17 protein-coding genes are annotated in these 11,888 nt (G+C 44.6%); all 17 read left to right on the top strand.

The features are described from left to right. Window positions 1–73: 73 nt before the first annotated feature. The 17 genes from aroQ to folD all read left to right on the top strand — a co-directional run bounded on the left by aroQ (window position 74) and on the right by folD (window position 11,871). Window positions 74–520, top strand: coding sequence for a type II 3-dehydroquinate dehydratase (aroQ, locus tag ACZ07B_RS03265; protein WP_015384075.1), 447 nt, complete (start codon window positions 74–76; stop codon window positions 518–520). Then, window positions 517–1,578: an aminopeptidase PapA gene (gene papA / locus ACZ07B_RS03260; protein ID WP_015251726.1), complete on the top strand. Its 1,062-nt coding sequence runs from the start codon at window positions 517–519 to the stop codon at window positions 1,576–1,578. The genes aroQ and papA overlap by 4 nt, the downstream gene beginning before the upstream one ends. A gap of 24 nt (window positions 1,579–1,602) precedes the next feature. After that, window positions 1,603–2,160: an elongation factor P gene (gene efp, locus ACZ07B_RS03255; protein WP_003226377.1), complete on the top strand. Its 558-nt coding sequence runs from the start codon at window positions 1,603–1,605 to the stop codon at window positions 2,158–2,160. A gap of 144 nt (window positions 2,161–2,304) precedes the next feature. Further along, window positions 2,305–2,586, top strand: a complete 282-nt coding sequence (locus ACZ07B_RS03250) for a YqhV family protein (RefSeq protein ID WP_004398639.1) — start codon at window positions 2,305–2,307, stop codon at window positions 2,584–2,586. Window positions 2,587–2,661: 75 nt separating this feature from the next. Then, window positions 2,662–3,585, top strand: coding sequence for a stage III sporulation protein AA (gene spoIIIAA / locus ACZ07B_RS03245; RefSeq protein WP_464876894.1), 924 nt, complete (start codon window positions 2,662–2,664; stop codon window positions 3,583–3,585). Beyond that, the gene (spoIIIAB, locus tag ACZ07B_RS03240; protein WP_014477309.1) at window positions 3,579–4,094 is read left to right on the top strand and encodes a stage III sporulation protein SpoIIIAB; all 516 of its coding nucleotides are present in this window, start codon (window positions 3,579–3,581) and stop codon (window positions 4,092–4,094) included. Before spoIIIAA ends, spoIIIAB begins: the two co-directional genes overlap by 7 nt. 22 nt (window positions 4,095–4,116) lie before the next feature. After that, the gene (gene spoIIIAC / locus ACZ07B_RS03235; RefSeq protein ID WP_003153142.1) at window positions 4,117–4,323 is read left to right on the top strand and encodes a stage III sporulation protein AC; all 207 of its coding nucleotides are present in this window, start codon (window positions 4,117–4,119) and stop codon (window positions 4,321–4,323) included. A 6-nt stretch (window positions 4,324–4,329) separates the two neighbouring features. After that, window positions 4,330–4,731, top strand: coding sequence for a stage III sporulation protein AD (gene spoIIIAD / locus ACZ07B_RS03230; protein ID WP_003230228.1), 402 nt, complete (start codon window positions 4,330–4,332; stop codon window positions 4,729–4,731). An 18-nt stretch (window positions 4,732–4,749) separates the two neighbouring features. After that, window positions 4,750–5,949 (top strand): stage III sporulation protein AE, encoded by a 1,200-nt coding sequence (gene spoIIIAE / locus ACZ07B_RS03225; protein WP_134156327.1) that lies wholly within the window; start codon window positions 4,750–4,752, stop codon window positions 5,947–5,949. 13 nt (window positions 5,950–5,962) lie between these two features. Beyond that, window positions 5,963–6,583 (top strand): stage III sporulation protein AF, encoded by a 621-nt coding sequence (gene spoIIIAF, locus ACZ07B_RS03220; RefSeq protein ID WP_015251730.1) that lies wholly within the window; start codon window positions 5,963–5,965, stop codon window positions 6,581–6,583. Continuing rightward, window positions 6,576–7,265, top strand: coding sequence for a stage III sporulation protein AG (spoIIIAG, locus tag ACZ07B_RS03215; RefSeq protein WP_014477307.1), 690 nt, complete (start codon window positions 6,576–6,578; stop codon window positions 7,263–7,265). Before spoIIIAF ends, spoIIIAG begins: the two co-directional genes overlap by 8 nt. Next, the gene (spoIIIAH, locus tag ACZ07B_RS03210; protein ID WP_003230250.1) at window positions 7,266–7,922 is read left to right on the top strand and encodes a stage III sporulation ratchet engulfment protein SpoIIIAH; all 657 of its coding nucleotides are present in this window, start codon (window positions 7,266–7,268) and stop codon (window positions 7,920–7,922) included. A gap of 156 nt (window positions 7,923–8,078) precedes the next feature. Next, window positions 8,079–8,558 carry an acetyl-CoA carboxylase biotin carboxyl carrier protein gene (accB, locus tag ACZ07B_RS03205; RefSeq protein WP_003230252.1) on the top strand — a complete coding sequence of 160 codons (480 nt, stop codon included), beginning with the start codon at window positions 8,079–8,081 and terminating at the stop codon, window positions 8,556–8,558. Window positions 8,559–8,569: 11 nt separating this feature from the next. Next, the gene (accC, locus tag ACZ07B_RS03200) at window positions 8,570–9,922 is read left to right on the top strand and encodes an acetyl-CoA carboxylase biotin carboxylase subunit (RefSeq protein ID WP_003230253.1); all 1,353 of its coding nucleotides are present in this window, start codon (window positions 8,570–8,572) and stop codon (window positions 9,920–9,922) included. Window positions 9,923–9,942: 20 nt separating this feature from the next. Continuing rightward, window positions 9,943–10,350: a fatty acid biosynthesis protein YqhY gene (gene yqhY, locus ACZ07B_RS03195; protein WP_014480235.1), complete on the top strand. Its 408-nt coding sequence runs from the start codon at window positions 9,943–9,945 to the stop codon at window positions 10,348–10,350. Between the two features lie 262 nt (window positions 10,351–10,612). Next, the gene (gene nusB, locus ACZ07B_RS03190) at window positions 10,613–11,008 is read left to right on the top strand and encodes a transcription antitermination factor NusB (protein WP_003230256.1); all 396 of its coding nucleotides are present in this window, start codon (window positions 10,613–10,615) and stop codon (window positions 11,006–11,008) included. 11 nt (window positions 11,009–11,019) lie between these two features. Further along, window positions 11,020–11,871 carry a bifunctional methylenetetrahydrofolate dehydrogenase/methenyltetrahydrofolate cyclohydrolase FolD gene (gene folD / locus ACZ07B_RS03185; protein WP_032726131.1) on the top strand — a complete coding sequence of 284 codons (852 nt, stop codon included), beginning with the start codon at window positions 11,020–11,022 and terminating at the stop codon, window positions 11,869–11,871. Window positions 11,872–11,888: the final 17 nt, after the last annotated feature.

Genomic DNA, 11,888 nt, shown 5'->3' with positions numbered 1-11,888 from the left:
TCCAGTATGATAAAATGTTCACGAGAAGTGAACATTTTTTACATGAGAAACCCTCGCGAAAAGGAGAGATTATGTGCCTCATTTTTTGATTTTGAACGGACCGAATGTTAACCGGCTTGGGAAGCGTGAGCCTGAAGTATTCGGCCGCCAGACACTGACCGATATTGAAACAGATCTTTTTCAGTTTGCTGAAGCCTTACATATCCAGCTCACTTTCTTCCAGTCTAATCACGAAGGTGATTTGATAGATGCGATACATGAGGCTGAGGAGCAATACAGCGGGATTGTTCTGAACCCTGGCGCCCTGAGTCATTACAGCTATGCGATCAGGGATGCTGTTTCAAGCATCAGTCTTCCTGTGGTAGAGGTGCATTTATCAAACTTATACGCCAGGGAAGAATTCAGGCATCAGTCGGTTATCGCTCCTGTTGCGAAAGGGCAGATTGTCGGTCTTGGAGCTGAAGGCTACAAGCTTGCTGTTCGCTACTTATTAAGCCAGCAAGGGGGAGAATCAAGATGAAGCTAGAGAAATTAAGAAACCTGTTTGGACAGCTGGGAATTGACGGCATGCTGATTACAAGCAGCACGAATGTACGCTATATGACAGGGTTTACAGGTTCAGCGGGTTTGGCTGTTATATCGGGTGACAAAGCAGCGTTTATTACGGATTTTCGTTATACTGAGCAGGCGAAGGTTCAGGTAAAGGGTTTTGAGATCATTGAACATGGCGGCAGCTTGATTCAGACCACTGCCGACACTGTTGAATCGTTTGGCATCAAGCGTCTCGGCTTTGAACAGAACAGCATGACATATGGCACTTACGCTTCATACAGCGCCGTTATCAGTGATGCCGAATTAGTGCCTGTGGCTGAATCCGTGGAAAAGTTGCGCTTGATTAAGTCTAGTGAAGAGATTAAGATATTAGAGGAAGCTGCGAAGATTGCAGATGATGCCTTCAGACATATCTTGACGTTTATGAAACCCGGCATTTCTGAAATCGCTGTTGCCAATGAGCTGGAGTTTTATATGAGAAGCCAGGGAGCAGACAGCTCTTCTTTTGATATGATTGTCGCCTCAGGCCTTCGTTCAAGCCTTCCGCACGGTGTGGCCAGTGACAAACTGATTGAAAGCGGAGACCTTGTTACGCTTGATTTTGGCGCTTATTATAAAGGATATTGTTCTGATATTACCCGGACGGTCGCTGTAGGTCAGCCCAGTGATCAATTGAAGGAGATCTATCAGGTTGTATTTGATGCTCAGGCGCTTGGCGTCGCACATATTAAGCCGGGAATGACAGGAAAAGAGGCTGACGCCCTCACAAGGGATCATATTGCTGCAAAAGGCTACGGTGACTATTTCGGCCATTCAACCGGGCACGGGCTCGGCATGGAAGTTCATGAATCGCCGGGATTATCCGTCAGATCTTCAGCTATCCTTGAACCGGGTATGGTGGTCACAGTGGAGCCGGGCATTTACATACCAGAAACAGGCGGTGTCCGCATTGAAGATGACATCGTGATTACAGAAAACGGCAACCGGACAATCACCCATTCCCCAAAAGAACTTATTATTTTGTGATTGGAATATAGGAGGACATTAAACATGATTTCAGTTAACGATTTCCGTACAGGATTAACAATTGAAGTAGATGGCGGCATTTGGCGCGTCGTTGACTTCCAGCACGTAAAACCTGGAAAAGGTGCGGCATTTGTCCGCTCTAAACTCCGCAACCTTCGCACTGGCGCGATTCAGGAAAAAACATTCCGCGCTGGTGAAAAAGTAGCGAAAGCGCAAATCGAAACCAAAACAATGCAATATCTATATGCAAACGGAGATCAGCACGTATTTATGGATACTTCTTCTTATGAGCAGCTTGAACTGAGCGCAACTCAAATCGAAGAAGAATTAAAATACCTGCTAGAAAACATGTCTGTGCATATCATGATGTACCAGGATGAAACACTTGGTATCGAACTTCCAAACACAGTTGAGCTGAAAGTTGTTGAAACTGAACCTGGTATTAAAGGTGATACAGCGTCAGGCGGTACAAAACCTGCGAAAACTGAAACCGGGCTTGTTGTAAACGTGCCGTTCTTTGTGAATGAAGGCGACACACTTGTTGTCAATACATCAGACGGTTCTTACGTTTCAAGAGCATAGAAAGAAAAAAAGAAGTCTGTTCCCAAATGGGAGCAGGCTTTTTTTGTGCCCAAAAACAGAATCTTTCTTTTATACGAAAATGACAAGACTACTTCAGCAAGCTAGAGCATATCATATAAAAAAATGGGAGGTTGGGAGAGTGCTATGAAATTTTTACTTGGAAATATCAATTCTACTGTTTTAACAATGGCGGGATTACGAGTTTTATCCTCTATGATTGAGCTGACGGCAGCAATTGTCATGCTTGTGACCAACGATGTCCGGAAGGCGGTTGTGGTTAACAGCATTCTCGCTATTGTCGGTCCGTTGATTTTTATCATTACAATGACTGTCGGAATCTACCAAATTGCCGGGCAGCTTTCGTATGCAAAGCTGATTCTGATTTTTACGGGTGTTGTTTTGATTTTGGCGGGTGTTCATAAATAAAGAGAGGCTTGTCATAAAGTCTGCCTCACATCATACATTTTAAAGAAGCCAATCGGTAGAAAGGAGGAGGCTCTGTTGAATGAAATTGCTGAGGTTCTCCCTGAATCCATGAAAAACGCCCTTTCTGAAATACCGGAACAACAATGGCTGGAAATCGAAGAAGTCAGAATTCGGATCAACCGCCCTGTTGAATTGATTCGAAGAGGACAACCTGTTTATTTGTCCTATGCGGGCACGGCCGAGGATGCCCATCTGATCCTGAGCCGGCTCAGCAACTATAGTATGTATACACTAGAAGAAGAGCTGAAGAAAGGGTATGTCACGATCAGAGGCGGCCACAGAGTCGGACTGGCGGGCAGAGTCATTACGGAAAACGGAGGTGTGAAAGGCCTCCGTGACATCGCATCTTTTAATATACGAATTGCCCGGCAAAAGCTGGGGATTGCGGAGCCGCTGCTTCCATACTTATATCAAAACAGCTGGCTGAATACGCTGATTATCGGACCGCCCCAAACCGGCAAAACAACACTTCTCCGGGACCTTGCGAGGCTCTCAAGCACCGGCAAAAAACCCATGCTGCCCGTTAAGACAGGAATCGTCGATGAACGGTCAGAAATTGCCGGGTGTCTTCGCGGCATTCCGCAGCATCAATTTGGTCAGAGAATTGACGTGTTAGACGCCTGTCCAAAAGCTGAAGGGCTGATGATGATGATTCGATCCATGAGCCCTGAGGTGATGATTGTCGATGAAATCGGGCGTATGGAAGATACAGATGCACTTCTGGAGGCGCTGCATGCCGGTGTTTCAGTAATCGTGTCGGCGCATGGCTGGAGCATATCCGACCTGATGAAGCGGCCTTCATTGAAGCGTTTGTGGGAAGAAAGAGCCTTTGACCGCTATTTGGAAATATCGAGAGCGAAGGGGCCGGGCACAGTGAGCCAAATTTATGACAAAGACGGAAATGTGCTGTCTAGGACGACGGGCGTGAAAACATGCTGAAGCTGCTGGGCGCTGTATTCATTGTGGTAGCGACAACATGGACAGGTTTTGAGATGGCGAAGATTTATACAGAACGGCCGCGGCAAATCCGCCAGCTGCGTGCGGCGCTTCAATCCCTCGAGGCTGAAATCATGTACGGCCATACACCGCTTCATACTGCTTCACAGCAGATTGCCAAACAGCTCGCACAGCCTGTTTCAGCTCTTTTTTCCGCATTCAGTGATCAGCTGGACAAGGGAAGTGATTCCGCGAAAACGGCGTGGGAGCAAAGCTTAAAGAAGGTATGGGACACCCTGTCTTTGAAAAAAAGCGAATACGAAGTGCTGAAGCAGTTTGGCGAGACGCTTGGGATTCATGATCGAATCTCTCAGCAAAAGCACATCAAGCTGGCGCTGACACATTTGGAAGCCTCGGAAGCGGATGCTGAGCAGGCGCAAGCGAAAAATGAAAAGATGATAAAAAGTTTGGGCTTTTTAGCGGGCTTGTTACTCATTCTTCTATTGATGTAAACGTGAGGGGAGCAAAAATAAAATGGGAGTAGACGTGAATGTCATATTTCAAATCGCCGGAGTGGGGATCGTGGTCGCTTTTTTACACACGATATTGGATCAGATGGGCAAGAAAGAATACGCTCAGTGGGTGACGCTGTTAGGTTTTATCTATATTTTATTTATGGTCGCCACGATTGTAGATGACCTATTTAAAAAGATAAAAGCTGTGTTTTTATTCCAAGGATAGGGGGGCTTGCAGATTGACATTGTTCAAATTGTAGGTTTAGGGCTGATCGCCACCTTCCTTTCTTTAATCGTAAAAGAACAAAAGCCGACTTTTGCGTTTTTAATCGTCGTTTTTGCCGGATGTGCCATTTTTCTTTATTTAGTAGACCAAATCTACGACATTATTCGAATGATAGAAAAAATTGCGATTAATGCAAATGTCAACATGGTCTATGTTGAAACCATTTTAAAGATTATCGGAATCGCCTATATTGCTGAATTCGGGGCGCAGCTCACAAAAGATGCCGGCCAAGGGGCCATCGCCTCGAAAATAGAATTGGCGGGAAAAATTTTAATTCTCGTTATGGCTGTGCCTATTTTAACCGTCATTATCGAAACGATTCTCGGACTTATACCTTCTATGTCATAACCGAAAGGAGGCGGTAGATTGAAGCGCTTTCGATGGGTTTTGCTTTTGGCCGTGCTGATTATAGCAGGCCGTGCAGAAATTGTACAAGCAGCTGGTAATGCAGAAAAAACGGAAGACCATGCTGAAACAGCTGAGCAATTAGCGGAAAGGACAGCAGCCTCGCTTGAAACAGATAAGATCGGGGAATTTTGGAATGACATTATGACAGAATACGGCGGACTGCTGCCGGAAAGCCAAAAAGGCAGCTTAATGGAGTTTATCAATGGCGATAAATCATTCTCACCTCAAGAATGGCTGAAAGCTCTCTTTTCTTATTTGTTTCATGAAGTGCTTGCCAACGGAAAGCTGCTGGGCACATTGATTTTGCTCACGATTTTTTGCGTCATTCTGCAGCTTTTGCAAAATGCTTTTCAGCAAAGCACCGTCAGTAAGGTCGCTTACTCAATTGTGTACATGGTGCTGATTATCCTTGCGCTTAATAGCTTTCATGTGGCAATTAACTATGCAACTGAGGCGATTCAGACGATGACCAGCTTTATCCTGGCGCTCATTCCGCTCCTCTTGGCGCTTTTGGCTTCCTCAGGCGGAGCTGTATCTGCTGCCTTCTTTCATCCTGTTATCCTCTTCCTGATGAACACGAGCGGTCTCTTGATTCAGAATATCGTCATGCCGCTGATTTTCTTATCAGCGATTCTGAGCATTGTCAGCACCATGACCGAACAATACAAAGTAACACAGCTGGCCAACCTGCTCAGAAATATCGCCATCGGAGCGCTGGCTGTTTTTCTTACCATCTTTCTCGGCGTCATCTCTGTTCAGGGAGCCTCGGCTGCAGTGACAGACGGCATTACGCTCAGGACGGCTAAATTTATAACCGGAAATTTTATTCCTGTGCTTGGCCGAATGTTTACAGACGCAACAGATACAGTAATCAGCGCCTCTTTACTGCTGAAAAATACGGTAGGGATTCTCGGTGTCGCTATTTTGATCTGTATCGCGGCATTTCCGGCAATCAAAGTGCTTTCCCTCGCTTTTATTTATAAGCTGGCAGCCGCGATTCTTCAGCCGCTTGGAGGCGGGCCCGTCATCACCTGCCTCGACGTCATCAGCAAAAGCGTCATTTATATTTTTGCAGCTCTCGCTATTGTGTCTCTCATGTTTTTTTTAAGCCTTACTGTCATAATCACAGCCGGAAACCTCACGATGATGATGAAATGAAGGAGGCAGGCGAATGAGTTTTTTAACGGAATGGCTTACCACTATCGTGTTGTTTATCCTATTTGCAATTGTGATTGATATGCTGCTGCCGAGCTCCAGCATGCAAAAGTACGCAAAAATGGTAGTCAGCCTGCTCTTGATTGTCGTCATGCTTACGCCGATTTTTAAACTTTTCAAGACAGACCCCGAAATCATCTTTGAATACCTCACAAAAAACGGGCAGTCAGAGTCTGCCGACATAAAAAATCAAATCAATTCAAAAAAAATAGAAATACAAGCTTCCCAGCGCGCATATATTCTAGAAGAAATGGCTGTCCAACTAAAAAAGAAAGCGGAGGAGAGATTCAGTCATGATGAATATAAAGTAGGCCGCATCAAACTCACGGCAGGAGAAAAGGTAGATTCAGAAGAGGATATTAAAACAATCAGCGTGTATATGGCCCCGTCTTCTGAAAAAACGGTCCAAACGGTCGCGCCGGTCCACATTGATACAGATCATGCATACGTAACGAAAGAAGCAGCCGAACAAAAAGAAGCCAAACAGATAAAAACGCAGCTCGCGGACATTTGGGAAATCGGAAGTGAGAAAATTACGGTTCATATGGAAGGCGGGGAGAGTGTCGGCAATGAATAAAAACGGATTATGGAATGTATTGAAAAAGCAGTTTCTTCCGGGACAAACGAAGGACGGCGAAAAGCCGAAGCTGACCAAATATCATTACTTTCTATTCGTTTTTGTTCTCGGAGTTTCCTTTATGCTTGTCAGCCAGCTGTTTTCTTCACCTGAGAAAACAGAAAACGCCAAAACGATAACGGCCGTATCATCGCAACATTCCGCAGACAGCAAAGAGAAAACAGCTGAAGTGTTTAAAGCCTCAAAATCTGATAAACCTAAAGACTCGATCGATGACTATGAAAAAGAGTACGAAAATCAGCTGAAAGAAATCCTTGAAACAATCATTGGTGTGGACGATGTCTCGGTTGTCGTGAATGTAGATGCAACGTCGCTGAAAGTATACGAAAAAAACAAATCAAACAAAAATACAACCACTGAAGAAACTGACAAAGAAGGCGGAACAAGAAGCGTTACAGACCAAACATCGGAGGAAGAAATCGTCATGATCAAAAACGGCGATAAAGAAACACCTGTCGTCGTCCAAACGAAAAAACCTGATATACGCGGTGTACTCGTTGTTGCTCAGGGAGTGGACAACGTTCAAATAAAACAAACCATTATCGAAGCGGTGACACGGGTCCTGGATGTTCCAAGCCACCGGGTTGCGGTTGCCCCTAAAAAAATAAAGGAGGATTCATAAATGCTTAAAAAACAAACCGTTTGGCTATTAACAATGCTCAGTCTTGTCGTGGTGTTAAGCGTCTACTATATCATGTCGCCGGAAAGCAAAAACGCCGTGCAGATGCAAAGTGAAAAAAGCGCGTCTGACAGCGGAGAGGTCGCAACTGAAAAAGCGCCTGCCAAGCAAGACACGAAGGAAAAAAGCGGTACAGAAACTGAAAAAGGAAAAGAAGATGGAACAAAGGGAACGAAAGATTCATCAGCAGACAAGGAAACATCCGCTGAAGCCAGTGAAAAAGGAACTGTTGTTACGGAAACAGCCGATGATGATCTGTTTACAACGTACCGTCTTGATTTAGAAGATGCCAGAAGCAAAGAAAGAGAAGAGCTGAATGCCATTGTGTCAAGCGATGATGCAACAGCCAAGGAGAAAAGCGAAGCATACGATAAAATGACGGCTCTCAGTGAAGTGGAAGGAACAGAAAAACAGCTGGAAACGCTGATTAAAACACAAGGTTACGAGGATGCGCTTGTTAATGCTGAAGGAGATAAAATCAATATTACAGTCAAATCAGACAAACACTCCAAATCGAAGGCGACAGCCATTATAGACCTTGTCGCAAAAGAAATCAAAACAATGAAAGATGTCGCTGTCACGTTTGAACCATCCAAGTAAGAAAGAGGAAAAAGAAGCCCGCTAAACAAGCGGGCTTTTTGCGTTGCTGTCATATTAGAGTTGAATTCAAAAGTCCGCTCCTGTAAGATGAACATAGTATGTACTTTTAGTAGTAACCTATAAAAAAAGAAATTTCATACATAGGAGTGCGATTGAATGTTAAATATCAAAGAAATCCACGAGCTGATTAAAGCAATTGACGAGTCTACAATTGACGAATTCGTATATGAAAATGAAGGTGTATCCTTAAAACTGAAAAAACACGAAGCAGGCACGGTTCAAGTCATGCAGCAGGCACCGGCAGCACCTGTACAAGCACAGGCTCCGCAGGCAGTCCAGCCGCAAGCGCAGCAAGCAGCGGCACCTGCCCAAGAAGCACCAAAGCAAGATGAGAATCTGCATAAAATCACTTCACCAATGGTAGGAACATTTTATGCTTCTTCATCACCGGAAGCTGGCCCGTATGTAACAGCCGGTTCAAAAGTAAATGAAAACACAGTTGTCTGCATTGTAGAAGCGATGAAGCTTTTCAACGAAATCGAAGCAGAAGTGAAAGGCGAAATCGTTGAAGTATTAGTAGAAAACGGCCAGCTGGTCGAATACGGACAACCTCTATTTCTTGTAAAAGCGGAGTAAGGAGACTGAACATGATTAAAAAGCTATTGATCGCCAACAGAGGAGAAATTGCTGTCAGAATCATCAGAGCCTGCAGAGAGCTCGGAATTGAGACTGTCGCTGTTTATTCAGAAGCTGATAAAGATGCCCTTCATGTTCAAATGGCCGATGAAGCTTTTTGTATCGGACCGAAAGCATCAAAAGACAGCTATTTAAACGTTACAAATATTGTGAGTGTTGCAAAGCTGACTGGCACGGATGCCATTCATCCGGGATACGGATTTTTAGCTGAAAATGCTGATTTCGCTGAATTATGTGAAGAAGTGAATGTCACGTTTGTCGGCCCGAGCGCTGACGCCATTTCAAAAATGGGAACAAAAGACGTTGCGCGGGAAACGATGAAACAGGCCGGCGTGCCAATCGTACCGGGTTCACAGGGAATTATAGAAAATGTGGAAGAAGCGGTTTCGCTTGCTAATGAAATTGGGTATCCTGTAATTATAAAAGCCACCGCAGGCGGAGGCGGAAAAGGAATTAGGGTTGCCCGCACTGAAGAGGAACTGATTAATGGCATTAAGATTACACAGCAGGAAGCGGCAACTGCATTCGGAAATCCAGGTGTATACATCGAAAAATACATAGAAGATTTTCGCCACGTTGAGATCCAAGTGCTTGCTGATAACTACGGAAATACGATCCATTTGGGCGAACGCGACTGCTCGATCCAAAGACGCCTGCAAAAGCTTTTGGAAGAATCACCATCTCCTGCCCTTGATTCAGAAATCAGGGAGCAAATGGGAGATGCAGCGGTAAAGGCTGCAAAAGCGGTTGGCTATACAGGTGCTGGAACAGTTGAATTTATCTATGACTACAATGAACAGCGCTATTACTTCATGGAAATGAACACGAGAATTCAGGTAGAGCACCCAGTCACAGAAATGGTGACGGGAACTGACCTGATCAAGGAACAAATCAAAGTGGCATCAGGAATGGAACTGAGCCTCAAGCAAGAGGATGTTGAATTTGAAGGCTGGGCCATCGAATGCCGAATCAACGCAGAAAACCCAAGTAAAAATTTCATGCCGTCACCTGGTGAAATTAAAATGTACCTGCCTCCTGGCGGTCTTGGTGTCCGTGTCGATTCAGCTGCGTACCCTGGCTATTCCATCCCACCGTACTATGACAGCATGATTGCAAAGGTCATCACATACGGAAAAACGAGGGATGAAGCGATTGCCCGCATGAAGCGCGCATTGAGCGAATTCGTCATCGAAGGCATTGAGACAACAATCCCTTTCCATTTAAAACTGCTTGAACACGAAACATTTGTGAGCGGAGAGTTTAATACGAAATTTTTAGAAACATATGATGTAATGGGCTCATAATTTTTACGGAGGTGAATTGAATGAAAGACAACAGCTTGCTTAAAATGGATCACGAAGATACGCATTTGGGTAAGGTTGAGATTGCACCGGAGGTCATTGAGGTCATTGCCGGCATTGCAGCATCAGAAGTTGATGGGGTTGCCGAAATGCGCGGAAACTTTGCGACAGGCGTCGTTGAGCGCTTTGGCAAAGTGAATCATGGCAAAGGTGTCAAAGTCGACCTGGCGGAAGACGGAATTACGATCGATGTATACTGTGTCGTTACATTTGGCGTTTCGATTCCGAAAGTTGCAGCATCCGTTCAGGAAAACATTCGTCAAACCTTATTAAATATGACGTCTCTTTCGATTAACGAGATCAATATTCACATCGTCGGCATTCAATTTGACACAAAAGCCCAAGAAGTCCAAATCGACGAAGAAATGTAAATGGCTTAACACGAAACCAAGGGGAGGGCGGCCCTTTGGTTTTTTTACACGTTACCCTTTATTTCAAAGCATGAAGAAAGCCGGCTTACATAGCCGAGTTTCTTCATGAACGTGAAATCCGAATAATCATATTAAGGTGTGTGAAAATATTCGGTAATAGGGTAAAAAACCTTGATTTCAATATGCGGATACGAAAAAAATATGTTATGATCTCTTTGTGGCTTAACGACAAGCGGATAAAGAGGATCAAAGGAGAAAGAAAATGAAAAGAAGAACAGCAAGAGAAAAAGCTTTGCAGGCACTATTTCAAATTGATGTCAGCGATATTGCAGTGAATGAAGCCATAGAACACGCACTGGATGAAGAAAAAACAGATCCTTTCTTTGAACAGCTTGTACACGGGGTATTGGAACACCAAGATCAGCTGGATGAAATGATCTCCAAGCATCTGGTGAATTGGAAGCTCGATCGGATTGCCAATGTTGACCGTGCGATTTTGCGCCTGGCAGCATATGAAATGGCATATGCCGAAGACATTCCGGTGAATGTCTCCATGAACGAAGCGATTGAGCTGGCAAAACGGTTTGGTGATGACAAAGCGACAAAGTTTGTAAACGGGGTTCTTTCTAACATTAAATCTGATATTGAACAATCATAGGAGGAAAGAAAATGACTGCAACAATCATCGACGGAAAAGAAACGGCTAGAGAAAAACGCGAACAATTGGCAAAAGAGGTAGAAGAGCTTAAAAAGCAAGGCGTCACTCCCGGACTGGCGGTTATTTTGATTGGAGATGATCCTGCTTCTCACTCTTACGTGCGAGGAAAGAAAAAAGCGGCAGAAACAATGGGAATGAATTTCAAGCTCGATCAATTTGACAGCAGCCTCACAGAAGCTGAACTGCTTTCCATTATTGATCAATATAACCAAGACCCTGAGTTTCATGGCATTCTCGTTCAGCTTCCGCTCCCAGACCATATTTCTGAAAAAGCGGTGATCGAACGTATCTCCCCTGATAAAGATGTAGACGGTTTTCATCCGTTAAACGTAGGGAAAATGCTGCTTGGCGAAGATACGTTTCTTCCTTGCACGCCTCATGGAATTGTTGAGCTTTTGAAGAAAACCAATATTGACCTTTCCGGTAAAGAGGTTGTTGTAGTCGGCCGAAGCAACATTGTCGGCAAACCTGTCGGCCAGCTTTTATTAAATGAAAACGCGACGGTTACTTACTGTCATTCAAGAACAGAAAATATTACTGAACATACGAAAAAAGCGGACATCCTGGTGGTGGCAGTCGGCAGAGCCAACTTCATCAGTGCAGACCAGATCAAAGAGGGCGCTGTTGTCATTGACGTCGGCGTTAACCGTCTGGAAAACGGAAAGCTTTGCGGAGACGTTGAATTTGAAGGGGCAAAGAAAAAAGCGTCCTTCATCACGCCGGTTCCGGGCGGAGTAGGTCCGATGACCATCACGATGCTTGCGCATAATACTGTTAAATCTGCGAAACGTACGTTATCATAGATAATTGGAGATATTCA

It is taken from the genome of Bacillus sp. 9.4, assembly GCF_055486415.1.
This window is presented reverse-complemented; position numbering and strand designations above follow the sequence as displayed.